At 69.4% G+C, this 24,341-nt stretch carries 21 protein-coding genes and 1 tRNA gene; 6 read left to right on the top strand and 16 right to left on the bottom strand.

All coding sequences use genetic code 11. The features are described 5' to 3' along the window. Window positions 1-37: 37 nt before the first annotated feature. Entirely contained in the window at window positions 38-640 is a 603-nt protein-coding gene (locus L3Q65_RS36760) for a TetR/AcrR family transcriptional regulator (RefSeq protein ID WP_182893616.1), read from the top strand. Here L3Q65_RS36760 and L3Q65_RS36755 read toward each other — a convergent pair. The 11 genes from L3Q65_RS36755 to L3Q65_RS36705 all read right to left on the bottom strand — a co-directional run bounded on the left by L3Q65_RS36755 (window position 637) and on the right by L3Q65_RS36705 (window position 11,847). Beyond that, window positions 637-1,683, bottom strand: coding sequence for a DUF4328 domain-containing protein (locus L3Q65_RS36755; RefSeq protein ID WP_370648234.1), 1,047 nt, complete (start codon window positions 1,681-1,683; stop codon window positions 637-639). The genes L3Q65_RS36760 and L3Q65_RS36755 overlap by 4 nt on opposite strands. A gap of 116 nt (window positions 1,684-1,799) precedes the next feature. Further along, window positions 1,800-1,988, bottom strand: a complete 189-nt coding sequence (locus tag L3Q65_RS36750) for a hypothetical protein (protein WP_237597729.1) — start codon at window positions 1,986-1,988, stop codon at window positions 1,800-1,802. A 109-nt stretch (window positions 1,989-2,097) separates the two neighbouring features. Beyond that, window positions 2,098-2,454, bottom strand: a complete 357-nt coding sequence (locus L3Q65_RS36745) for a rhodanese-like domain-containing protein (protein ID WP_182893614.1) — start codon at window positions 2,452-2,454, stop codon at window positions 2,098-2,100. 44 nt (window positions 2,455-2,498) lie between these two features. Beyond that, window positions 2,499-4,289, bottom strand: a complete 1,791-nt coding sequence (locus L3Q65_RS36740; protein ID WP_182893613.1) for a cation acetate symporter — start codon at window positions 4,287-4,289, stop codon at window positions 2,499-2,501. 70 nt (window positions 4,290-4,359) lie between these two features. Then, window positions 4,360-4,869 carry a hypothetical protein gene (locus L3Q65_RS36735; RefSeq protein WP_182893612.1) on the bottom strand — a complete coding sequence of 170 codons (510 nt, stop codon included), beginning with the start codon at window positions 4,867-4,869 and terminating at the stop codon, window positions 4,360-4,362. Window positions 4,870-4,875: 6 nt separating this feature from the next. Continuing rightward, the gene (locus L3Q65_RS36730; RefSeq protein WP_182893611.1) at window positions 4,876-5,709 is read right to left on the bottom strand and encodes a LytTR family DNA-binding domain-containing protein; all 834 of its coding nucleotides are present in this window, start codon (window positions 5,707-5,709) and stop codon (window positions 4,876-4,878) included. A gap of 86 nt (window positions 5,710-5,795) precedes the next feature. Beyond that, on the bottom strand, window positions 5,796-6,641 hold the full coding sequence (locus tag L3Q65_RS36725; protein ID WP_237597728.1) for a S49 family peptidase: 846 nt from the start codon (window positions 6,639-6,641) through the stop codon (window positions 5,796-5,798). Window positions 6,642-6,659: 18 nt separating this feature from the next. Continuing rightward, window positions 6,660-7,964, bottom strand: coding sequence for a sensor histidine kinase (locus L3Q65_RS36720; RefSeq protein ID WP_237597727.1), 1,305 nt, complete (start codon window positions 7,962-7,964; stop codon window positions 6,660-6,662). Between the two features lie 800 nt (window positions 7,965-8,764). Next, on the bottom strand, window positions 8,765-9,625 hold the full coding sequence (locus L3Q65_RS36715) for an Fpg/Nei family DNA glycosylase (RefSeq protein ID WP_182893608.1): 861 nt from the start codon (window positions 9,623-9,625) through the stop codon (window positions 8,765-8,767). 38 nt (window positions 9,626-9,663) lie between these two features. Next, window positions 9,664-10,104 carry a DUF983 domain-containing protein gene (locus L3Q65_RS36710; RefSeq protein WP_067578516.1) on the bottom strand — a complete coding sequence of 147 codons (441 nt, stop codon included), beginning with the start codon at window positions 10,102-10,104 and terminating at the stop codon, window positions 9,664-9,666. Window positions 10,105-10,173: 69 nt separating this feature from the next. After that, a complete protein-coding gene (locus L3Q65_RS36705; protein ID WP_237597726.1) occupies window positions 10,174-11,847 on the bottom strand; it encodes a sigma-70 family RNA polymerase sigma factor in 1,674 nt (557 codons plus the stop codon). A gap of 210 nt (window positions 11,848-12,057) precedes the next feature. Here L3Q65_RS36705 and L3Q65_RS36700 point away from each other — a divergent pair. After that, window positions 12,058-12,130, top strand: a tRNA-Gly gene (locus tag L3Q65_RS36700). A 177-nt stretch (window positions 12,131-12,307) separates the two neighbouring features. On the opposite strand, the gene L3Q65_RS36695 is transcribed toward L3Q65_RS36700, so the two are convergent. From L3Q65_RS36695 to L3Q65_RS36680, 4 genes are all read right to left on the bottom strand, one after another. Then, window positions 12,308-12,709, bottom strand: coding sequence for an Imm7 family immunity protein (locus L3Q65_RS36695; protein WP_237597725.1), 402 nt, complete (start codon window positions 12,707-12,709; stop codon window positions 12,308-12,310). A 26-nt stretch (window positions 12,710-12,735) separates the two neighbouring features. Beyond that, window positions 12,736-13,245 carry a DUF2716 domain-containing protein gene (locus L3Q65_RS36690; RefSeq protein WP_182893605.1) on the bottom strand — a complete coding sequence of 170 codons (510 nt, stop codon included), beginning with the start codon at window positions 13,243-13,245 and terminating at the stop codon, window positions 12,736-12,738. A gap of 223 nt (window positions 13,246-13,468) precedes the next feature. Next, window positions 13,469-14,089, bottom strand: coding sequence for a hypothetical protein (locus tag L3Q65_RS36685; RefSeq protein ID WP_237597724.1), 621 nt, complete (start codon window positions 14,087-14,089; stop codon window positions 13,469-13,471). 76 nt (window positions 14,090-14,165) lie between these two features. Further along, window positions 14,166-14,657, bottom strand: a complete 492-nt coding sequence (locus tag L3Q65_RS36680; protein ID WP_182893603.1) for a hypothetical protein — start codon at window positions 14,655-14,657, stop codon at window positions 14,166-14,168. Between the two features lie 153 nt (window positions 14,658-14,810). Between L3Q65_RS36680 and L3Q65_RS36675 the strand changes: the two genes are divergently transcribed. From L3Q65_RS36675 to L3Q65_RS36665, 3 genes are all read left to right on the top strand, one after another. Beyond that, entirely contained in the window at window positions 14,811-16,301 is a 1,491-nt protein-coding gene (locus tag L3Q65_RS36675) for a hypothetical protein (protein ID WP_237597723.1), read from the top strand. Between the two features lie 136 nt (window positions 16,302-16,437). After that, complete coding sequence (locus L3Q65_RS36670; protein ID WP_182893601.1) at window positions 16,438-17,616, top strand: hypothetical protein; 1,179 nt, start codon at window positions 16,438-16,440, stop codon at window positions 17,614-17,616. Continuing rightward, window positions 17,609-21,283, top strand: a complete 3,675-nt coding sequence (locus L3Q65_RS36665) for an FkbM family methyltransferase (protein ID WP_237597722.1) — start codon at window positions 17,609-17,611, stop codon at window positions 21,281-21,283. Before L3Q65_RS36670 ends, L3Q65_RS36665 begins: the two co-directional genes overlap by 8 nt. A 21-nt stretch (window positions 21,284-21,304) precedes the next feature. Here L3Q65_RS36665 and L3Q65_RS36660 read toward each other — a convergent pair whose 3' ends face one another. After that, window positions 21,305-22,456 carry a hypothetical protein gene (locus tag L3Q65_RS36660; RefSeq protein WP_182893599.1) on the bottom strand — a complete coding sequence of 384 codons (1,152 nt, stop codon included), beginning with the start codon at window positions 22,454-22,456 and terminating at the stop codon, window positions 21,305-21,307. Between the two features lie 194 nt (window positions 22,457-22,650). Here L3Q65_RS36660 and L3Q65_RS36655 point away from each other — a divergent pair, with 194 nt between their 5' ends. Beyond that, on the top strand, window positions 22,651-24,231 hold the full coding sequence (locus L3Q65_RS36655) for an acyltransferase (protein WP_237597721.1): 1,581 nt from the start codon (window positions 22,651-22,653) through the stop codon (window positions 24,229-24,231). The last annotated feature ends 110 nt before the right edge of the window (window positions 24,232-24,341 follow it).

Genomic DNA, 24,341 nt, shown 5'->3' with positions numbered 1-24,341 from the left:
AAGCACAAATTTAGGTCGGACCTAGTACACTGGCCGGGTGAGCCTCAGGGAGCAGAAGAAGCTGGAGACGCGGCAGACGATCTCGGCGGTGGCGACGCGGCTGTTCATCCAGCGCGGGTTCGACCAGGTCACGATCGCCGAGGTCGCGGAGGCGGCGCGGGTCGCCAAAATGACCGTGACGAATCACTTCAGCCGAAAGGAAGACCTCGTCTTCGACATCCGGAATGACTTCGTGGACTGGCCGGCGAACCTGGTCCGGGCCAACCCGGAGACGCCGGCGCTGATCGCCGTGCGGGACGGCTGCTTCGCGGAGCTGGACAAGGCGAGCCCGATGCTCGGGTTCGCGGACGTGTCCTTCGTGCGGATGGTGCGGCAGAGCGAACGCCTCACCTCAGCGCTCCGGGACATGCACGTCGACCGGGAATTCGAGCTCGTCGCCGCGCTGCTCGACCGGCATCCGGATCGGGAAATGCTGTCGCGGACGGCCGGGGCGCACCTCACGTCGGTGCTGCGGCTTCTTCTCGACGACGTCTGGAAGCTGACCTGGCAGGACGTCAAGCTGGACGACCTCGTGGAGCAGATCCGGGATTCCGCGGCGGTCGCGTTCGGCCAGCTGGAACCGGCGCTCGGCGACCTTTAGCGCGCGGCGCCGACCGGACGCGCGGTCCGCAGCTCCGGCTCCGGCGCGCCCTCGATCTTGAGCACGCGGAAGTCGCGCAGGCGTTCCGGGGCGATCGGCATCAGCAGATGCGAGAACCGCCGGATCACCAGCGCGGTGACGACCGCGAGCGCGGCCGCGGCGAGATCGGTGAGCGCGACCAGCAGGACGCTGTCCGCCATCGCCTGCACACCCGGCCGGATCCGCCAGATGATAGTGACGATCAGCAGGACCCAGTTCGCCACCCACACGCCCCACCAGCCGAGCACGAGCCGCGACGGCTTCGGCCGCTTGTCCCGGGGCCGGCGGAGCACAGCGTGTTCCAGCTCGCTGACCACGGACAACGCGAGCGGCAGGTTCACGATCGGCACCAGCACGCCCACGAGCACCTGCCAGACCGGCCGCGGCGGCGCTTCGTCGGCCTCGTCGGCGGCCGCTTGCCGGGCGACCAGCAGCCACCAGACCGAGAGTCCGGCGGGAAGCAGCGAAAAGATCGTGGTGAGCAGGCCAGCGAGCATGACGAACGCGTCGGAGAATCCGACGACACCGGTGTTCAGCGCGGAATCGCGGCTTTCCACGAGGAGCGCGTACCGCCAGATCTCCGCCCCCGCCGCGATCACGGCGAGGACGGCGAACGTCCAGAGGATCGTGGTGAGGCTCCGCGCGAGCACCGGGATCCGGTCGATCGGCCGGATTTCGCCGGACGCGGTGCCGGGCACGTTCGTCGGACGGCGCCAGGTCAGATTCGGGAAGCCCCAGCGCGGCGGCACCGGATAGGACGGCGGGCCGGAGTAGGGCGTCGCGGGCACGGCACGGCGACGGCGAACGGCGCTCGGCGGCGGGGACGCGACCCAGCGCAGCTTGGCCGCTCGCTTCGGCGGACTCGGCTGCGGTTGCTGCGGAGCGGGTCGATGGACCGCGCCTTGCGGAGCGGCGGTGAACGGACGCGCGTACGCGGCGTGCGGCGGGTAGGCCTGCGCCGGGTACTGCTGGTACGGATGGGCGAACTGCTGGCCAGGATGCACCGGCCCGGCCTGCTGCGGTGCCCAGTGCCCAGGGTGCGGCGAGTGCTGGCCGGGATACGGCTGCGCACCCGATTGCGGCACCAGGCCCGGCTGGCCGAAGCCCGTCGGCCCGGCATTCACGCCGCCAGACTGCGCGGGATACGGCTGCGCGCCTCGGTGCTCGGCACCGGGCTGACCAGGATGCGGCGGCGCGCCGGGCTGCGGAGCGGAGTCAGCCCAGCCTGAAGCAGGTCCGGCCTGGCCCGGCCCTTGGCCAGAAGCGGCTCCGCCAACACCGTCCGCAGCCCCGCCTCGACCAGCGTCACCAGGCCGGGAAGCGTCCCCAGTCTCCCCCTCGTCCCGGCCGAAGCCAGGAACGAACGACGCCGGATCCGAGGATTCCGGCGGCTCGGGAACAGACTGGGCAGGCATCCGTCAGAGAACCTCGGGTTCAGCGTCGGGGTTTTCGCTCACCATGCGGCGGCCTTCGCGCGCCCAGGCGCCCATTCCGCCCGCGACGTTGACCGCGTCCCAGCCGCTCGCGTTCAGCCAGGCCGCGGCGCGCGCCGAGCGGCCGCCGGAGCGGCAGATGACGTAGACCGGGTTGTCCTCGGGGAATTCGGCGAGTTCGCCGACGCGCGCGGGCAGTTCGCCGAGCGGGATGTGCACCGCGGCGGGGGCGTGCCCGGCGTCCCACTCGTCGTCCTCGCGGACGTCGAGCAGTGCGACGTCCGCGGGAAGGTCGCGGACTTCAGCGGTCGGAATTTCAGCAGGGCTCACCACAGGTTCCATGCTCCCATGTCATGACGTTGTACGCGTGTGAGGAACGCTAACCGCTAAGCCTTGCGGTGGCGTCCCCGGCCGGCCCGCAGCTTCTCGTCGGCCTGGCCGAACCGGGCGACCGCGCGGTCGCGCATCAGGCCGAGCGGGTCGGGAGCGTGCAGGCGCAGCATGATGTCGTTCACCAGTTCCGGGCGGCCGGACCTGGTCAGCCGGCTCACCGCATAGGTCGCCAGGAACGCCGAGGGCACCGAGATCAGCGCGGGCTGCACGGTGAACCACGGCATCTTGTCTCCGGTGTACTCGCACACGATGTTGTACGCCAGTGCGCCGAGCACCATCCCGCCGCCGACGACCATCCCGGCCAGCGCGCCTGGCCAGCTGAGCTTGCGCCACCAGATGCCGAGCAGCAGCAGCGGGCTGAACGTGGACGCGGCGAGCGCGAAGGTCATCCCGATGGACAGCGAGATGTCCTCGGTGCGGAAGATCAGCGTGAGCGCCATCGGGCAGATCGCGACCAGCAGCGTCGCGACCCGGAAGTCCTTGACCCGGCCCGGCAGCAGGTCCGTCGACACCACGCCGGCCACGCTCACCAGCAGCCCCGAGCAACTCGACAGGAACGCCGCGAACGCGCCCGCCGCCGTCACCGCGGCGAGGATCTGACCTGGCCAGCCGGGCAACACCGCGGTCGGCAACAGCAGCACGGCCGCGTCGGTGTTGCCGGTGAGCAGCAGTTGCGGCACGTACATCCGCGAGAGCGCGCCCAGCATCGTCGGGAACAGGTAGAACAGCCCGAGCAGCAACAGCACGTGCACGGTGGTGCGGCGCGCGGCCTTGCCGTCGGGGTTGGTGTAGAAGCGGACCAGCACATGCGGCAGGCCCATGGTGCCGAGGAACAGCGCGAAAATCAGCGAGTACGTCTGCAGCAGATCGGTGATGCCGCTCGACGCCGGATGCAGCCAGGCGTCGTTCGTCGTCGGCGCGTCGCTCACGATCGGCACCGGCGTGCCCGCGGCGAATTCCAGCGTCGTCCCCGAGGACACCTTGTGCGGCACGAGCGGCGACCAGCGCGCCATGCCGCCCGCGGGACCGTTGTCGATGTGGCCGTGTGCGTAGAAGAACGTCTCGGTGGTGACCTTCACGGTCACGTCGGTTTGCACCGTCACCTTGGTGTCCGACGGGAACACCGGCGGCGCGGGCGCACCTAGCGCACGCACGCCGCCTGGGCCGCCGCCGGCGAAGAAAACCATGCACAGCACGAAAGTCGGCACGGCGATCGCGAACAGCTTCAGCCAGTACTGGAACGCCTGGACCACGGTGATCGCGCGCATCCCGCCGGAGATCACGTTGACCGCGACCAAGACGATGACGAGGAGCGCGCCCGCCCACGCCGGCACCGGAACGATCTGCGCGAGCGTCAAACCGGCGGCCTGCAACTGCGGGACCATGTAAAGGATCCCGATGAATACCGCGCCCGCCGTGGCGAACCGGCGCAGGCCTCGCGAGCCGAGCCGGGCTTCCACGAAGTCCGGCAGCGTGTACGCACCGGATCGGCGCAGCGGCGCGGCGACGAACAGCATCAGCGCGAGATATCCGGCGGTGAAGCCGATCGGGTACCAGGTCGCGTCGGCACCCTGCTTGAGCACCATGCCCGCGACACCGAGGAACGACGCCGCAGACAGGTATTCGCCGGAGATCGCCGCGGCGTTGCGGCTGGAGCGCACGGTTCGGCGGGCCACGAGGAAGTCGTGCGTGCTGGTGGCCCCGCGCGACGAACGGAAGCCAAGGTAGTAGGTCGCGAAGGCGACCAGCACGAGGCCGGTCAACGTCCACGGGGTCAGCTGCACGGCGTGAATCCTCGCACGACCACGCACTTCCGGGACGCGCCGCCACCAGCGAACGCATCCCCCGCGCGGGTCAGTTCTCGATCATGTCGACGAAGTCGCGTTCGTGCCGCTCGGCGAGCCGGTTGTACCAGAGGCCGACGGCGAAGAGGAACGGGAACGGAAGCAGGCCGAGCACGAGCCACGGGATCGGGATGCCGATCACGGTGAACCGCGCGACCGCCGGGAGGAAATAGAACAGCGCGGGCAGCGTCCCGAGCACGACCAGCACGAGCACCGCCAGCCACACCGACGTGCGCAGCTGCACCTTCACCAGGTCGCGGACCAGCAGTTTTCCCCAGCTGGTCTGTTCTTCCAGCTCGACCCGCCCGCGCATCCGCGCCGAGGACTGCCGCGAATCGGCGAGCACCACGCGCTCCCGTTTCGGCCGCACATGCGCGGGTTCGCTGGAGCGCGGAGCCGGTTCGGGAGCGGGCGGCACCGGTTCGACCACCGCGCGGTCCTCCGGCCGCACGCCCAGCGTCGGGTCCGGTTTGCGGACTCCGTTCTCGAGCCGGTGGTAAGGGTCTTCGGGCGAGGACATCGACGGCTAGCCGCCCCGGCCGGAGCCGACGATGCGGTCCTTCAGCGCCCGGGTGTGCCTGCGGCTGACCGGCAGCACTTTCTCCTCGTTGCCGATCACGACCTGGTAGCCGCCCTGCCCCATCCGCATTTCGGTGATCAGCGGCAGCGCGACCAGGAACGATCGGTGGATCCGCACGAATCCGGCCTTCTCCCAGCGTTCTTCCAGCTGGGCGAGCGGGATCCGGACGAGGTGGCTGCCCTCGGTGGTGAACAGCCGCGCGTAGTCGCCCTGCGCTTCCACCCAGCGCACCGACGAGCGCGGGATCAGCTTCGTCGTTCCCGCCAGTTCGACCGGGATGACCTCGTCGTCGTTCTTCACCGGCTCGGCGCCGCCCTGGCCCGCGGGCGGGCCCGCGACCGTGGCCAGCTTCTCGCGCACGCGCGCGACCGACCGGTCGAGCCGGTCCTGCTGGAACGGCTTCAGGACGTAGTCGACCGCGCCGAGGTCGAACGCGTTCACCGCTTCCTCGGCGTGCCCGGTGACGAACACCAGTACCGGCGACGGGTTCATCGCCGCGATCACGCGCGACATCTCCATGCCGGACAGGCCGGGCATGTCGATGTCGGCGAACACGGCGTCGACCGTCGGCAGGCCGCTTGCCCGCCGGGCAGCCAGTTCTGGGTCGTCGTGCGAGAACAGCCGCAGCGCGTCGGAGGCGTCCGAGGCCTGGAAAACGCGGTGGATGTGCGGGTTGTTCTGGAGTCCGTGGCTGAGTTCGTCCAGCCCGGCCAGCTCGTCGTCCACGGCAAGGACGATGAGTTTCCGGGTGTCGTCGTGAGCACTCACAGTGAGACGCATCCTGCCGATTGCGAGGTGCATTGTCCAGACCCGATCGGAGAGTGCACCTTGTGGGTGGCGTACCGGAGTCGCCACTCACCTGTGCCTCAGAGCCCGAAGCGCGACCAGGCCGCCTTCGTGGTCACCGCGTCCAGCAGCGCGCTCGCTGCCGCGGGCGCCCCGATCCCGAGCCGGGCGAGCAGCGGTTTCTTCGGCTCCGCCACGGAAATCTCGGCACCGGGGTAACGCTTGTTGACGATCTCGCGCAGCGAACCGAGCCCGTCGATCAGTCCGAGTTCGACCGCTTTGTGCCCGAGCCAGACGTCTCCGGTGAACAGATCGGTGGAATCGGTCAGCCGGTCGCCGCGCCGTTCCTTGACCCATTCGACGAACAGTTCGTGCAGCTGGCTGTGCATGTTTTTCAGCCACTCGACGTCCTCGGGCTTCTCCGGGCTGAACGGGTCGAGCCGCGATTTGTTCGCGCCCGCGGTGTGCAGCCTGCGCTCGATGCCGAAGCGTTCGAGCAGCCCGGTGAACCCGAACCCGCCGCTGATGACGCCGATCGAGCCGACCATGGACGTGCGGTGCGCGTAGATCTCGTCGGCCGCGCAGGCCAGCCAGTACCCGCCGGAAGCGGCGACGTCCTCGGCGAACGCCAGCACCGGCACGCCTTTCTCGTCGGCCAGCTGCCGGATCCGCTCCGCGACCAGTCCGGACTGCGTCGGCGCACCTCCGGGCGAGTTGATCTGCAACGCGACGGCCTTGAGCCGGTCGTGCGCGAACGCCCTGGTGAGCGCGGATTCGACGGCACCGAGGTTGATCGCGCCGCGAGCCAGCGGCGACGGCGTCGGCGTGATCACGCCGTGCAGCTTCACGACGGCGACCACGTCCTTGCGGTCGCCCCGGTCGCCGAGCACGGGAAGGCGGGCAGTCAGCTTGTCGGTCACGCTCATCTGCCCAGGCTAACCAGTTCAGTGCGCGGGCAGCATTCCCGAACGCGAGCCGTGCACTCCGTCGGGTTCCGGTTCCGGCTCGACCGGAGGCAACGGCTGCTGCGGGACGTCGGCGGAGTAGTCCGGCATGTTCGGCCGCACGCCGAGCTTGAACTTCGGCACCCGCAACGCGACCTTCATCCCCGCACCCGGCGCGGTTTCGACGGTGAGCGCGTAATCCTCGCCGAACACTTGCCGCATGCGCTGGTTGATGTTGCCGAGCCCGACGTGCGCGCCGGTGCGGTGCGCGTTGCGCAGATCGGTGAGCTGCCGCGGGTCCATGCCGATGCCGTCGTCCTCGACCGTGATCAGCGCTTCGTGCCCGTCGTCCCGCGCGATCACCGTGACGCACCCGCCGCTCGGCTTGCTGGCCAGGCCGTGTTTCACGGCGTTCTCGACGAGCGGCTGAATGATCAGGAACGGCACCACGACGCTCAACACCTCGGGCGCGATCTTCATCCGCACCTCGAGCCGACCGCCGAAGCGAGCGTTTTCGATGGTCAGATACCGGTCGATATTGCGCAGTTCCTCGGCGAGCGTGGTGTACATGCCGGACGTGCGGAACGAGTAGCGCGTGAAGTCCGCGAAGTCTTGCAGCAGTTCGCGCGCTTCCTCCGGATCGGTGCGAATGAGCGCGGAGATCGTGTTGAGCGCGTTGTAAACGAAGTGCGGCGAGATCTGCGCGCGCAGTGCTTTGATTTCCGCCTGCTGCAGCTGATTGCGCGATTCTTCGAGCCGTGCGAGTTCGAACTGCGTGCAAACGAACTGGCCCACCGCCTCAGCCATCTGCACCAGCTTGCCGCGCGTGCGCCCGACGACGATCAGCGTCGCCTCGGCCTCGCCCTCAACGAGAATGGGGACAATCGCGGCCGTCTTCATCTTGCACGTGCCACGGTGATTGCACGGCATCCTGTTGTGATCAGCGACGGCGCGCCGGTGTTTGCGCAACGCGGTCCCGATGTCATCGACGACGTCCAGATAGTGGTCAGTGGCCTCGCCCGCCCAGGACAGCAGCGTGCCTTCACTGTCGGTGATGCCGACGGCGAGACAGTCGAGCACCTCGAGCAGCTCCGCCGTCATCCGGTTGGCGGCCTCCTCGTCGAGCCCCGCCCGCAAGTTAGGCGTGGCCTTGGACATCCGGTGGACGGCTTGGAGAACGGCGTCCTGGATGACCCCCTTGGGCCGGCGCGCCCGGAAGGCGAGGACCAGCACCACGATCACCAGGATGCCGACCAGAACCCACGGGACGACCAGCGCATAGGGGAAGTCGGACACGACGTCCATGCTCTGCGCTCGACCGACCGGGTGCAAGGTCTGCTCCCCACTTTCTGTCCAGTAGCGACGCCGAGAGTGGGCAAACCCTACCGTCACTCCCGGTGAGCGTGAGAATCTTGCGCCATTCGGGTGGTGGCGGTGGCTGTGGGTCGCCAATGAGTGGAGTGAAGGGACCCTTCATTACTACGGACGGTTAGCAGTGAAGGGACCCTTCACTGCTTGGCTAGTGCGGATGAGGGTTCTTTGGCGGTCCCGACACTTGGACCCGTGGCCAGCGCTCTCGCGGCAATGCCAATTCCGGACCAATGAAGCCAACTCCCCTGACCGATGAAGCCGACTCCTGACGATGCCGCCCAGCCCTCACCTGCGAGACCAAGCCCCGATGCTTACCGACGCACCCGGCCCACGTCCGCGAGGGGAACCCTCACGGACTCTGATTCCCTCAGGATTCCCCTCACGACCAGCCCACCGCCCGCCCGCCCACCGCTCGCCGTCCCGCCTCCGGCGCGCCCCAATGCCACATTGGGTGCGTCAGACGCACCGAACGCCACATTGGGTGCGTCCCATGCACCCAATGCCACATTGGGGCGCTAGCCCCAACCCACCCGCGAAACCGCAGCCAGTGCACTCAACGATCGATGCACCCACACCACCCCCGCACCCCGATACGAAGCCACAATGCGGTCTGAGGGTGCTTGTCAAGGCATCTTTCCCGCCTTGACAAGCACCCTCAGACCGTCAGCACAATCAAGCTTCGGGGTGCCCCACGCAACCCCCACGGCAATGTCGCCGCCAGGCGACGAGCCGAACTACTTCAACAACCGGGACATCCGCCGATCAGCCAACGGTTTCCCCCCGGTCTGACAAGTCGCACAATACTGAAACGACTTGTCCGCAAACGAAATCTCCCGAACGGTATCCCCGCAAACCGGGCAGGGCAGTCCAGTCCGAGCATGCACCCGAAGCCCCGACCGCTTCTCCCCTTTCAACCGCGCGGCCTTCTGCCCCACCGACCGCGAAACAGCGTCCGTCTCCACCTCGCGGATCGCCTCGGCCAGAACCTCCAGCGCCCCCTCGTCCAACTTCCCCACCGTCGCGTAAGGCGACAATTTCGCCCGATGCATGATCTCGTCCGAATAAGCGTTCCCGATCCCCGCGATCAACGACTGATCAGTCAACGCCCACTTCAGCCGAGTCCCCTTCCCCTGGAACAACTCCCGCAACTGCGAAGCATCGACAGCCAGCGCATCCGGCCCCAGCCGAGCCACACTCGCCACCTCGGAGGGATCAGCGACGATCCACACCGCCAGCCCCTTCTTCGTCCCCGCCTCGGTCAGATCGAAGCCGGGACCGGAAGCCGACTCCAGATGCACCCGCAGCGAGATCGGCCCCTTCCCGGGCTTCAGCGGAGCCGGGGACAGCGCGTCCGACCAGCGCAGCCAACCGGCCCGCGCGAGATGGACCACCAGGTGCAGGTCACCGAGCACGACATCCAGATGCTTGCCGTGCCGCGTCGCGTCGGTGATTTCGCGGCCATGCAACTCGGTATACGGCGGCACCGCGGTCTTCAGCACGCTCAACGACGCGACGTCGAGCCGGAAAACAGTGCTCCCCACGGCGTGTTCGCGCAGGTGATGGGCCAGTGCTTCGACCTCGGGCAACTCGGGCATGGCACCAGTCTCGCGCGCCTGCCCGGTTCCGGCCAGGTCTATTCGACCGGGTGCAACGGACCGTCGAAGTCCGGCAGCGAATGCTTCTGGATCGTCTTCGAGATCCGCTTCACCTCGCCGGACACGGTGAACATGCCGCGGATCGTGCCGACCCAGCGCTCCGACGGCCGGTCGCCCGCGACGTCGCCCTCGGTCTCGGCGACCACCGTCCACGGACGGCGCAGGATCCACCGCAGCGGGAAGAACAACACCACCAGCAGCAACGCCAGCAGCACCCACGCGGGCACCTTCACGACATCCGGCGTCCAGACCACCAAAGCGATCACCAGGAACACCATGACCACGATCATCGCGATGCCAGGTCCGTAACTGCCTGCGACGTCGTGTTCGAAATCGTCAGCGGTGGCGGGAGCCCGCCACTCCATCTGGGCACGGACCACCCAATGGCGACCGTCTTCGCCGCGCACCAGCCGGTTCATCCTGTTGCCTCCCGGGCGACGTCGAACTCGGTCAACGTTACCGTGACCGTGCCGTCGAGCGCGAGGTGCTCACTGAGAGTTACTGGCGGTTTGCCGGGTTTTGGCTGTTCGGGAGCTCGCGTCCGCTGAGGAATCGGCCGAACCGGTGACATCGTTCCCGGACGTGGAGTCCGTCTTGGCCGAGTTCGCGGGCTCGGCGGGGGTCGACGACTTAACCGGCTTCGACGACTTAACCGGCTTGGCAGACTTCGCGGACTTCGGGCAGCCGGACGAACCAGCGGCGTTGGAAGACTGCGGAGCGGCCGGAGCGACGCGCCCCGACCCCGTCGGGGCGGTCGTGACCGATGGCGGCACGTACGAATCCGGCGAAGGCACGTACGACGAGGGGGGCGGAGCGTACGACGAACGAGTCGTGTCGTCCGTCGTCGTGCTCAGCACACCCGGACTCGACGAGTTCGTGGACGTGTCCAGATCCGACCGCGACTCCGTGGTCGACGACCGGCTCGTCATCGGCGATCCCGAATGGCTGCCGTCCTGGCTCGGAAGATCATCGCGCGGCGTCGACCCACTCGAATCCGACGTCGACGACGACTGCTCCCCGGACGCCGCCTGATGCACCGGCGGCAAATTCGGCACCTCGGCCACGCCCAGATGCTGCGACGTACCCGGATGAACCGCCACATGCGCGGGCCGCGCACTCCCGTGCATCTCCCCGGAGATGACCCGCGGCCCCTGCTGCGCCGGCGGCGGAGGCTGCTCCGGCGGCTGCAACGCCAGCTCCGGCGCACCACCGCCCAACCCGACGTTCTGCACCGGATGCGACCCGAACACCAGCGGACCGGCGGTCAAACTCACCGCACCCGCCGCCGCGGTCGAGGCCAGCGCCAGCCCGACCTTCACCTTCGAGCCGAACACCACGCTCTTCACCGTCGCGACCGCGCCGGCGGCCTTCCCGACCCCGGCCAGCGCCGGAACCGCGAGCACCAGCACCCCGGCATGCGCCCGCAACGACGAACACACATCCCGCAGCTCGTCCTGCGTCGCCCGGCACGACGGACACCCCAGCAAATGCGCCTTGATCCGCTCCGCCTCCGCGCCGGTGACGCTGCCCGCGGTGAACCCGCCCAGCTTCTCCACCACCGCACGGCACGTCTCCGGACCCCGGTTCACCGACAAATGCGCCTGCAGATACGCCGCCCGCAACCCCTGCCGCGCCCGCCGCGCCAACGCCGCAGTCGCATTCGCCGACAACCCGAAATGCGGAGCCACCATCGCGGGCTGCTCGCCCTCGACCTCGGTCTGCCACAGAACCGTCCGCCACCGCTCCGGCAAACTCGTGAACGCCGTCGTGATCAACGTGTGCTCAGCCGTCCGGGCAGGCGTGTCCACCCCGGCGCCCGCGCGGAACGTCAACTCGTCGTCAGTCACCGGAACATCGCGCCGCGCCCCGTGCCACTCCCACGACACCCGGCGCGCGACCGTCAGCAGATAAGCCCGCACGTAATCCCGCGGACCCGCACCGCGGCGCAACGCCTGCAGCACACGGAAGAAGGTCTCCGCGGTGATGTCTTCAGCTTCGGAGCGATCCGACGCGAGACTCTGCGCCAATCTGCGCACCGCCGCGGCGTGCAGCTCGAACAACTCCCCGAACGCGGCATCCTCGCCGTCGCGCAGCCGCTTCAAAAGTGCCTGCTCGTCGGATTCCGAGGCCGCTGGTGGCGGCGCCGTGCCCAGCTCGGTCATCCGGCAAGGCACCTCCTCCCCCGAAGGACTCACCACTGAAGTCGATTGGGGACACCATACGGAGCAGAGCGCCCGTCGTCACCCCTTGTGCGCTCGACGTGACGCGCAAGCACCACATCTCAGCAGGTCCGCGCCAATAACGGGGCCCCCGAAAGTGTCATCGGAGCCACGGTATAGAGTGTGTTCAACACCGAGCACCAAGCGGTTAACGCGGATGTAGCGCAGCTGGTAGCGCATCACCTTGCCAAGGTGAGGGTCGCGGGTTCGAATCCCGTCATCCGCTCGCGACCGAGAGGCCCATGTCCACAAAAAGCGTGGACATGGGCCTCTCGCCATTTCACCCGGGGGCCGAGCCCCCGGACCCCCGCGGTGCGGTCGGCTGCGGTTCAGGGGTTGGGGGCTTTGCAGCTTGCGGAGCAAGCGGAAAAGACGTGGAGTTCCCGAGGCCTGACGAGTCTGGTTATAGCTCGTAGGTGTCCAGGACTGTGGGGGCGATTGGGGACAGGTGTTCGTCTTTTTGTTCCGTTAGCTGGCCTCTTGCCATTCGGTAGACCTGGAACGCGTTGTCGTGTTCTGGGTGTTGGTCGTCCCAGATGTGCAGGAGGCCGTAGGAGCCTGGGGCCAGTTCGCCTACCCGGGCGAAGGTTTCCAGGAGTTGCGGGGTGATGGCTCCGCCGTGCTTGTCTAGACCACCCAGATGGAGCATGGGCAGGCCCTCGCTCCAGCGGAGGTCTACCAGGTCCAGGAGGGTGGCGTTCTGCAGGGAGCGGTGGACTCGTTCCACCAGGCGCTCCAGCAGAGCTGCGTCGTCGTCGCCGGTTGCGGTGGCGGCGATGGTCACCCAGCCGTGGTATTCGAACACGTGCGAGACGGTAGCAGCGGCCGTGCTCAGCGGGTCAGCGCAGAGGGCTGGCCGTCCCGGCGCAACTGGTTCGTGAGGATGCCGTCGGCGTGCTTTTCGACTGCCGGGAGCAGTTTTTCGCCGAAGACGCACAGGGTGCGTTCCCACGGGTGGCCCAGCGTGCCGTAGCTGAAATCGGCGGCCAGGAACAGGTGGTAGTCGCCGCGCGGGAAGACCGAGACCGGCCACGGCGCGTTCTGCCGCATGCGATGCGGCCAGAACTTGAACGACTGGTGCTGCCAATGCAGGACCCACAGCCACTCGTCCTCGGCGGTGGTCTCCTGCAAAGCGGCCAGCACCGCCCGGGCCACGTCGTGCTCTTCCACCGCGTACGGGCCGAGGCGGAATTCGGCCGAGGCACGGTCGTACTCGCCGGTGGACAGATCCCAGGCAGCCGACGGGCGCGGCTCATGGAAGCCGGGCCAATCGTGCGCGAAGGTGCTCGGCCAGAACCTGAGCTTGTCGTGCACCCAATACCAAGCGGGTTCGTCAGCCACTCGCGAGAGCGGCTCCCAGGCTGCAGCAGCGTTCACTTGTCGACCTCGAAGTCATCGGCCGGGCTCGAAACTGCCGAAAGCTTCGTGTCCGGGGCCGGGATTGTCCAGTCCACCGGAGCCGAGCGCCAAGCTGTCACTCGACCGGGTGGCCTGCGGACCGGGAAAACCGCCCCCGGTCCGCAGGTTCCTTACCCGAGACGCGTGCCGGTCATGCACGGAGCAGTTATGCGGCGCGCCACAGCGTGACGAACGCCGACGCCTCGCTGAACGCCCACGGCCGCAGCCGCTCCCGGTCGCGCGCCGACAAGGTGAACTCCTTCGCCCGGCGCACGTCCACGACCAGCGCCTCCCCGCCCGGCAGCAGATCCGGCATGCCTTCGGTGAGCAGCCACAACGCGAGCTGCGCGGCGTCCCGGGTCAGCGGCTCCTCCTTGAAGTACAGCCAGGTGGCGAACCGGCGGCCGTTCGACTTCCGCAGCCCCAGCTGCGGGCTGATGCCGATCTCCAGCTCGCCGAGCGAGAACTTCGCCCGCCCGACCTCGATCAGCTTCGGATCGCGCCTGCCGAGATAGCGCAGCCAGCCCTCGGCGATGGCGGCGTAATGCGGACGCGTGCGCTCGTCGGCGTTGTTGACCAGCGCGCGCATGGCCACCTCGTCCTGCCGCGCCGCCCGGCCCGCCCGTACCGCGTTCGCCGCGCGCCGGTAGTAGTTGAACGCCGCCCGGGCCGGGTCCTCGTACAGCCGGCGCTGCCTGCGGACGAACGAAGAACGCGACGGGCCCTTGCTGGCGCTGTACCCGACGAACGTGGGCAGCGTGACGTATGCCGACTGAGAACTGGTCATGGGCGGCCGCCTTCCGGTGGATGGTTTCCCCAGTACACGGCCAATTTTAGAACATATGTACGACAGTTTTCGCCGCTTAACGGGTGACCGGCGGCCACGGACCCGCCAGTACCGTCCGCGCCTGCTGCAGAACCTGTTGCTCGCAGTAGCTGACCGGCGTGACGTCGGTCGGAATCCAGGTCGCGAGCATCGCCAGCCACTGGCGCAGTTCGGCGAGCGCGGCCGGGTGGCCGAGCCGTCCGTCGAGGGCTTTGACGCTCTTCGCGGCTTCGGCGAGCCGGACGTCGCCGCGCACCATCTCGCCGAGATGTTCGCCGAGCAGCTGCCATTGGGCCGCGGTGGCGTCGGCCGGGAGTTCGATGCCCAGCTCCTCGACCACGTGCGAGAACGCGGCGGAAACCGCCTGGTGGTTCCGGTGGTCGAGGGCAGCCAGTTCGGGAAGGGAGGGCGCGTCGAGGCCCTCGCCGACGGCCCGCGCCCCGGCCTCGACGAGTTCGGCAGCGGTGATGTCGAGACCGGCGAGCCGATCCACGGCAAGGGCGGCGAGCGCACCGCGCGCGGAGGACATGCCCCGATCGTAGGAGACGCGGCCGTTTTCCCGGCGGACGTGCGCGGCGGGTGCCTGATCTGGGCAGATCCGGGCTGATCTTGCGCACCTGAGCCCCACGGAGCCGGAGCGCGTGGAACACTGTCGCCCGAACCGGTGACAGGGGGTTGCGTGATGAGCTGGCAGGAAGAGCTCCGGCGCTTGGACGCGGAGTTGGCCGCCGGCCGCCTCGGACACGCCGAACACCGCCGCCAGCGCGACGAATTGCTCGCCGAGGCGTCGGGCGGCGGGGCGGCTTCGCCAGTGGCGTCGCCGTTGCGGCAGGACGCGGCGCCGGCGAGCGAGTCACCCACCTGGAGCACGCCGACCGCCCAGGCGACGCCTGCCGGATCGGACAGCCCGGCAGCGGCGGAGTCGAGCACCTCCGCCGACAACAGCGCGAGCACTACGCAGGTCGTGACGACGATGGCGGAGCACGAGCCGACGACCACACTCCGGGTGGACACCACCTCGCCGGGCACTCCGCCCGGCGGCACCACGGCACCGGAGCAGCCCGCCGCCAACCCGGCGACCTCGACCAGCCCGGCCGCGCCCTCCTTCTCCCAGCAGCGGGCCCCGGCCACGCCGCCGCCCGCTCCGGCGAGCCAGGCGACCCCGCCCCCGCCGCACCAGCCGCAGCCGCAGATGCCCGCCCAGCCGGGAACCTGGCCGGGCGTCGCTCCCGTGCAGTGGCACACTCCCGGCCAGCAGCAACAGCCGAACCAGCCGGTCGTCGGATGGGCCAGCACCAACCCGGCGATGCCCGCGCCGGAACCGCCCGCGGTCGAAGCGTTCCTGAACTCAGCGGCAGCGGCCCCGCCCGCGGAAAAGCCCCAGCCCGCCTTCTCGCACACCCCGGGCACCCCGTTCTCCACCGACCGGCCGACCACCGCCCCGAGCCCCGCCGACGACCGGCCCACCGCGGTCTTCGGCGCGATCCCCGCGAACGGCGGCCAGCCGGAGCCGCGCCGGCTCTGGGAGGACGACGCCAAACCGCGCCGCGGGAAGCCGACCTGGCTGTTCCTCTCGCTGGCTGTGCTCGTGGTGCTGGCGCTGATCGTCGGCGGCATCTGGTTCCTCGGCAACAAGAAAGACTCGAACGACACGGCCGCGCAGCCGCCCGCCGCGTCGTCCGCGCCGAACACCCAACCGGCCTCGCTCGAGGACAAGCTGCCCGCGCTGCAGGGCACGCCGAGCCAGGAGAACTCGACCATGGCGCTGGACAAGGCGGTCCAGGCCAAGGCCGTCTCCGACGCCGACGCGAACCTCATGCGCGCGGCAGGCGCGGACCAGCTCGTCTACCACGCCTACGCCGGCACCGACGGCGGCACGACGCTGATCGCCGTCCCGACGCCGTCCAAGGCGCAGGCCGGTCAGCTCGTCCAGGGGCTGCGGCAGAACCTCGTCACCGGCGGGTTCGACAGCAGCCCGCTCGGCCCGGCGGCCACCGACCTGCTCTACACCGGGAGCAGCCCGGCCGGACGCGTGATGGCCTTCTGGTACACCTCGGGCGGCGTGTCGGTCGGCATCGGCGTGTCGGGCCCGGTCGGCCAGGATCCGGCGGCGCTGCGGTCTCGGATGGAAGAGATCCGCGCGAAGGTCACGGCCGCGCTGCCCGCCGGCTGAACTCACCCCGGCTCGGAAGGCGACCCGCCAGGTCACGTGGGGTCGGACCCGTGCACAATGTCCACGTCGTCACACCACAATCGGGTAGTGCCGACGCATTGACCCGTCGCCATGCCGACAGATAAGGGGGGCCCTGGTGTCCTGGCAGGAGGAGCTGCGCCGGCTGGACGAGGAGCTCGCGTCAGGGCGCCTCTCCGCGGACGACTATCGCATCCGGCGTGATCAGGTGCTGTCCTCGGCCGTGGGCCAGCAGGATCAGCCCGCCCCGCCGCCGCAGAGCCAGAGCGCGGACTCGACCCAGGTGATCGCCCCGGTCAGCCCGCCGGGAGGCGTCCCGCAGCAGCAGCCGCAGGCCCCGCAGCAGCCGCCCGCCGACGGCGGCGCGGAGCGCACCCAGGTCGTGCAGTCGTGGCAGACCCAGCAGCCGCCCGCGGACGCCGGTCCCGAGCGCACTCAGGTCGTGCAGCCGCAGCAGCACCAGCCGCAGGCGCACTACTCCCCGCCCGGCGGGTTCCCGCAGGGCACGCCGGCCTCGCCGCCGGGGGGTTTCCCGCAGCAGCAGCCGTGGAACGCGGCCGAGAGCGACCAGACCCCGCCGTGGGGCGGCGGCGATCTTCCGCCGCTCGGCCCGTCCGGAGGCGACTCCGAATGGGTCCGCCAGGGTCCGGAGTACTTCAGCGACAAGCCGAAGAAGAGCAACGGCAAGAAGATCGGCGCGATCGTCGGCGCCGTCGTCGTGCTGGCCGGCATCGCTTTCGGCGCGTACTGGCTGTGGGGCCGCGACAGCGGAGGCGGCGGCACCGAGCAGACCACCGCGCAGCACTCGCAGAGTTCGGCCGCGCCGAAGCCGCCGGACCCGCTCGGCGTCGCGACCATGCCGGGCAAGGCCGAGACGCACGACGACATCACGTCGTTCTCGCAGGTCGACACCCTGCAGTACCTCAACCCGCAGGAACTGAGCGCCTACCAGGCGGCGGGCGCATCGAAGGTCAAGTTCGTCGTGTACCACCTCGAAGACGGCAACCTGATCACGCTCTTCCTTGCCCAGGCCAGCAGCCCGACCGCGGCGAAGACCGCGGCCGAGAAGCTGATGGAGGTCCAGACGACGAACGGGGCCAAGCGCGACACCACCGCCCCGAACGGCGTGTACGCGACCTCGATCGACGCGAAGGAAGGCCAGTCGGCCCAGTCGCGCGGGCACTACGCGCACGGCAACGTGATCGTCCGCGTCGAGGTGTCCGGCAAGAGCCAGACGTCCACCGACTTCACCACCGCGCTGAACCAGCAGCTCACGGTGCTGACCGCCGATGCCTGAGCCCGGGACCACCGCCTGCACGATCGTCGCCCGGAACTATGTGCCGGCCGCACGCGTGCTGGCCCGCTCCTACCTCGAACACCATCCGGGCGGCCGCTTCGTCATCGCGGTCATCGACGCCCCGCGCGATCAGTCGGACCGGGCCGGCGACGGACTCACCGTCGTCGGCCCGGCCGCGTTCGGCATCGACGAGGACGACTATCTGCGGATGGCGACCGCTTACTCGGTCACCGAACTCGCCACGTCGGTCAAGCCGTACCTGCTGCGCGAGCTGCTCAAGGAGTCCGAGGCCGCGATCTACCTCGACCCGGACATCGAGCTGTTCGCGCCGATCCCCGAGGTCGCCGAACTGGCCCGCGAGCACGACATCGTGCTCGCGCCGCACTTTCTGACCCCGTTGCCGCAGGACGGCATGGAGCCGGACGACGCGGTGATCATGGGCACCGGCATGTTCAACCTCGGCTTCATCGGCGTCGGCCGCGGCGCCGGGCCGTTCCTCGATTTCTGGGCGGGCAGGCTGCGCCACGACGCGATCGTCGCGCCCGAGCAGCAGCTGTTCACCGACCAGCGCTGGGTCGACCAGGTGCCGTCGCTGTTCCGGCACCACGTCGTCACCGACCCCGGGTTCGACGTCGCGTACTGGAACCTCCACGAGCGGCCGATCGGCCGTGACGAGGACGGCACCCTGACCGCGGGCGGCGCGAAGCTGCGGTTCTTCCACTTCAGCGGCTACCGGCCGGAGAAGCCGTGGCTGCTCAGCTTCCACTGCGCGCGCAAGCCGCGGGTGCTGCTGTCGCACAACGACGACCTTCGCGCCATCTGCGATTCGTACGGCACGAAGCTGCGCGAAGCGGGGTACGCGGAGTCGCTCGACTCGATTCCGTACGGCTTCAAGGACTTCCAGGACGGCACGCCGGTGCCGAAGCTCGCGCGGCGCGTTTTCCGCGAGGGCTGGATCAAGGCCGAGCGCAAGAAGAAGCCCGCGCCGCCGCACGCCTACGCCGAGGACGGCGGGCAAGCGCTGCGCGAATGGCTCGCCACTCCGGAGGACCAGGGCCAGGCCGCGGCCGGGCTGAACCGGCTGACGCACGCGATCTGGGCGTCGCGGATCGACCTGCAGATGGCGTTCCCCCACCCGTACGGCGACGACGCGGACGGCTTCCGGCACTGGTGCGCCGGGTCCGGCGTCTCCGAGGCCGGGCTGCCTGAGTGGGCGCTGCCGTCCGAACCGGTCGCGACCCGTCCGCCGCACGACGAGTTCGGCGTGAATCTGCTCGGCTACTTGACCGCTGAGCTGGGGCTCGGCGAGATGGGCCGGATCGTGCTCGAGGCGATCGAGACCGGCGGCGTTCCGGTGGCCACGGTGCTGGAGGAGAAGGCGGTCTCGAACCGCACCGGCATCGAGCGACCGGCGACGGTCGGCGATCCGCGGTTCCCGGTCAGCGTGTTCGCGGTGAACGCGGACCAGACGCGCACGATCCTGACCAACCACCCCGAGGTCGGTGCCGGGCGCTACCGGATCGGGCTGTGGGCGTGGGAACTCGAAGACTTCCCGCAGTGGCAGCACGAAGCGTTCGGGATGCTCGACGAGATCTGGACGGTCAGCGACTTCTGCCGCCGGGCGTTCGCCGCGCATTCGACGATCCCGGTCAAGACGATCCCGGTGCCGGTGCGCGATCCGGGCGAGCCGTCGCCGCCCGCGCGCGAAAAGGGCGAACCGGTGCGGTTCCTCTTCGCCTTCGACTTCAACAGCGTCGCGGAGCGCAAAAACCCTTGGGGCGCAGTCGTTGCGTTCCAGCGCGCGTTCCCTGGCCGCGAGGACGTCCGGCTCACCGTCAAGGCGATCAACTCGAAGCTGCACCCGCAGGCCGCCGAACGGCTGCGCGCCGTGGTTCGAGGCGACGACCGGATCGAACTGATCGAGCGCTACCTCAGCGTCGCCGAACTGCACGAGCTGTACGAGACCAGCACCGCGTACGTTTCGCTGCACCGCAGCGAGGGATTCGGGCTCACCGTCGCCGAGGCGATGGCCCGGGCGATGCCGGTGATCTCGACGGATTACTCCAGCACCACGGAATTCCTCGACGCGTCCACCGGCTGGCCGATCCCCTACCGGCTGGTGCCGGTCGGCGAGGGCAACTACCCGTATCACGCCGACGCGGTGTGGGCGGAGCCCGATCTGACCGCCGCCGCGGCCGCGATGGTGCAGATCGCCGACGATCCGGACGAGGCGACCGCCCGCGGCCGGCGCGCCCGGGAGGTCATCCTGCGCGAGCGGTCGATGGCGACCGCGGCCGAGTGGATGCGGCGTGAGCTGGAGCAGGCGTACGAGACGTGGCAGGAGCGGCAGCGTGCCGCGGTCCCGCCGCCCGAGCACCCGCTGAGCCCGCTGCAGCAGGCGACCGAGGCGTTGCGCTGGCGGCCGGAAGCGGACACGCCGTCGCGGCTGCCGCTCGCGCCCGCGCTTCGCAAGGCCGTGCTGCGCGCGATCGACCACTACGACGTGCACCAGCGCCAGGTGATGGGCGCGCTGCTCGCGGCGACCGAGGACAGCAACCGGCGGTTGCTGGACCGGATCGAAGGCCTGGAACGCAACATCGACGAATCGCGCCGCGCCGCGCTGTCCACGCGCACGCTCGGCGAACGGCTCGAAGCGTTGCGCGGCACGGTCAACGAGTTGCGCCGGCAGGCTCCGGAAACGGACCTGGCGCTGCGCAATCTCGAAGCGGACGTGGCGAAGCTGGCCGAGGGCTACGACGGCGTCGGCGCGGAGGTCGAAGCCGCCGCGGGAACCGTGCACAAGATGTTCGCGCGCCGCGACGAACGGCTCGACGCCGACGAGAAGGCCATCCAGCGGGTGACCCTCGACGTCAGCGCGATGCGGGACGCGGCACGGCTCCGGCACGCTCCGGTGCCGCGCGGGGCGGACGTCGTCCAGTGCGACGTCGGCGCGCTGCTGATGCCGGTCGACGAGGTCATGTTGCCGTGGATCCTGTTCCACCGGTCCTGGGAGGACAGCGAGGCCGAGCTGATGGCTTCGCTGGCGGACGGCGCGTTCCTCGACATCGGCGCGCACGTCGGCTACCACACGCTGCGGCTGCTGCGGGCCACGCCGGAAGTGACCAGGGTGATCGCGGTGGAAGCCGACCCGGTCAACGCCGCGTACCTGCGCCGCAACGTCGAGGTCAACCTGCCCGCCGCGGCGGGCGAGCTGGTCACCGTGGTCGAGTCGGCCGCGTGGGACGAGCCCGGCACCGTGCACTTGGCGCAGGCGACCCCGGGCAACAGCGGCGACAACCGCGTCACCACGGACGGTTCCGGCGTCGAAGTCCCCGCGGTGCGGCTGGATTCCGTGCCCGAGGTGACCGAACAGCGGATCAGCCTGGTGAAGGTCGATTTGCAGGGCCGTGACCACCGTGCGCTGGCCGGGCTGGCCGAGGTGCTGCGCCGCGACCGGCCGCACGTGGTGTGCGAGTTCGACCCGGGCGCGATCACGGAACTGGGCGACGACCCGGCCGCCGTGCTCGCCGGCTACCGCTCGCTCGGCTACACGCCGAAGGTGGTCACCGACGACGGTCCGGCCGACCAGGTGCTCGAAGACCCGGCGATCATCGCCGCGGCGAAGGCGGACGAGAAGGAATTCGTCACGCTGTGGCTGGCGCCCTGACCTGATCGCGCACGTGGTGTCTCAGGGCGCCACGTGCGCGATGGTCAGCAGGAACGCGCCGTACCAGGCACTTCCGACAGTGAGCACCGGCAGCAGCACCGCCAGCACCCGGTTCGGCAGCTTCGCCAGCATGAGCGCGACCGGCACGGTCAGCACGAACGCCGGCAGCAGGAAACGTGCGCGGGACTGGAAGAAGTTCGACGAGCACAGCGCGATCACCACGGTGAGCGTGCCGTAGATCTGCCACGGCAACGGCAGCTTCGTCGCCCAGGTCCAGAACTGCAGCACCACCGCGGCGAGCACGACGAGCGCGGTCACGGTGATCCAGCTCGCGTGGTCCGAGGTGAGGCCCTCGCGGACCTGGGTCCAGGTGAAGACGCCGAAATCGAAGTGCATCTGCCAGGCGTTCTGCAGCCAGAACCAGCCGTCCGGGCGGCCGGTCTGGATCCAGACGTAGCCGAGGTAGCCGAGCAGGCCGAGCGGCGCGAGCAGCCCGCCGACCCACGGCCGCCAGCCCTCGCGACGCTGGAAAACCGCGATGAGCGCGGCGATCCCGACCGCGGCGATCAACGCCCCGGAACTCGCCCTGGTCAGCCCCGCCAGCACCGCGAACCCGCCCGCGACCAGCCATTCGCGGCGCGCGAGCATCACGAACGTCCAGGACACGAGCGCCATCAGCAGCGATTCCGAATACGCCAGGTGCAGTGCCGTCGAACCCGGCCCGATCGACCACAGCACGGCGACCAGCAGGCCCACCCGCGGTCCGGCCAGGTCTCGGCCGAGCACGAACAGGCCCCACGCCGCCGCGCATCCGGCCAGCAGCGAGATCGTCATCCCGGCCGCCAGCGGCGGGATCCCGACCAGCGTCAGCACCGCGACCGTCGCCGGGTACAGCGGGAAGAACACGAGGCTGTTTTCGACCGGCAGCCCGTCGGTGCCAAGTGTGATCGGCTGGTCGTAGCCGTGCTGCGCGACCGAGAGGAACCAGTTGGCGTCGAAGTTGTCGATGAACCGGCCCGGCGACACATCGGCCTTCCAGCTCATCATCCACAGCACGCCGAACGCGACGATCTGGAACAGCAGATAGAGGCTGATCGCGGGGGCGGCTTGGCGGAAAGCGGCGCGCAGGGTCGGCGAACGCTCGACGGCTCCGTCGAGACTGGACTGCTGCACGCTCCCCGAACTCCTGAACTACTTCGCGCGAAACCGGACGAATTCCTGCCTGATCGTACCTGGCGACCACATAATCCGAGGCCAGAACGGGTCTTGTGACTAATCCCCTGCTTACCGCCAATTGCGGGGAGTACGTCCGGGCCGGGCGTACGAGGCGGTAACCTTCACGAGGTTGTCGGTAGCGGAAGACGGGGGTGAGCACGCTGGCCGAGCCGAATTCCGCTGCCCTGGCCGAGCCGTCGCCCGCGCCCGCGAAGAAAACCCGGATCGTCTTCATCGACATCGGCCGCGGCCTCGGCGCGCTGCTGGTCTTCTACAGCCACATCGCCCACCCGTGGATCATCGCGAAGAACGACAAGGCCCCGTACGTCGACTTCATCGAGGCGCTCACCAGCGACCCGATGCACATGTCGAAGCAGGGCATCGGGCAGATCGCGGTGCCGTTCTTCTTCCTGGTCAGCGGTTTCGTCGTGACGCCGATCGCGCTGCGCCAGGGTACTGGCCGGTTCGCGCTCAACCGGTTCATCCGGGTCTACGCGCCGATGCTGTTCGTGGTGGCACTGACCGCGTTCCTGCTGCTGGTGAACCTGCACCCGCCGTCGACCGGTCAGCCGCAGACGCTGAACCCGCTCACCGTCTTCACCAACACCGCGCTGGTCAACTACCTGATCTATCCGCAGATCGTGCTGGTGCCGGTGGCCTGGACGATGATCGTCGAGGTCATCTTCTACCTGCTGCTCATGGCGGTGCTGCCGCTGCTGCGCCGGTGGGTGTGGCTCGCGATCGCGATCGAGCTGACCTTCATCTTCGTGGTGATGATGAGCCGGTCCCAGCTCGGGCCGTCGTGGTCGCTATTCGCGGTGAACGTCTCGTACCTGCCCGCGATGGTGATCGGCCAGGTCATCTGGGCGACGACCAAGAAGCAGATCCCGCTCTGGACCGGCGCGCTGTACGGCGGCTGCGCGTGGTCGCTGTACGTGCTGGCGGACGTCATCAACGTCGGCCGCGTGGACAGCTCGTACAACCTCGCGCTGGCGTTCGCCGTCGCCTGCTTCCTAATGGGCATGTTCGCCGAGGACCGGCTCAAGCAGCGCAAGATCTGGACCATGCTGTCCGAGCGCAGCTATTCGATCTACCTGCTGCACATGCTGGTCACGTTCGTGCTGCTGCAGTTGCTGCGCCCGGCGGTGCCGCTGCCGATCGCACTGCTGATCGTGATCCCGGCGGTGTTCGGGGTGGTCGAACTGAGCTACCGGTTCGTGGAACGGCCGAGCCACTCGCTGGCGCGGCGGTTGTCGCACCGGCCGAAGCCGCCTCCGCCCGCGCCGGAAACGCCCGAGCCTCCGCCGGAGCCGCCGGTCGAAACGCCAGGGGAAACGACTCAGCTCGTCGACGACGCCGAAGTGACCCTCGAGATCCCGAGGATTCCCGCCGAACCGGTGCCGCCGCGTCGTCCGGCGCCTCGGCCGCGTCCGGTGCAGAACGGGCGGATGCCGAGGAACGGCGCTCCGCCGCCGAACGACACTCCGCGCGCCGACCAGCCGCGCGGGATGGCTCCTCGCGCGAACGGGGGCGCGCACCGGGCGCGTCCCGTCGTCGAATCAGGCGTCGACCGCACCGCCGAACCGCCGGTGCGCCGCGCGATGCCGCCGCGGCGGCGTCCGTCAGCTCCGCCGGAGCTGCGCTACCAGCCGGACCAGGAAAACCAGGCCCAGCGCGGCGACCAGGACGATCTCCCACGCCACCGGAACTCCTTCCGCCACACCCCTCGCTGAGGAGTGATGCTCTTCCGGTAAGGCGTGCGAGGGTGGGACGACGTTCACCGACACGGGGTAAGTCACACTCTCGGCTTAGCTCACGCGTGCGAGACCTCGTGAGTGTTCAT

It is taken from the genome of Amycolatopsis sp. FU40, from assembly GCF_021903635.1.
Taxonomy (GTDB): domain Bacteria; phylum Actinomycetota; class Actinomycetes; order Mycobacteriales; family Pseudonocardiaceae; genus Amycolatopsis; species Amycolatopsis dendrobii.
Note: the sequence above shows the minus strand (reverse complement) of the source record. Positions and strands in the feature narration are given on the sequence as shown.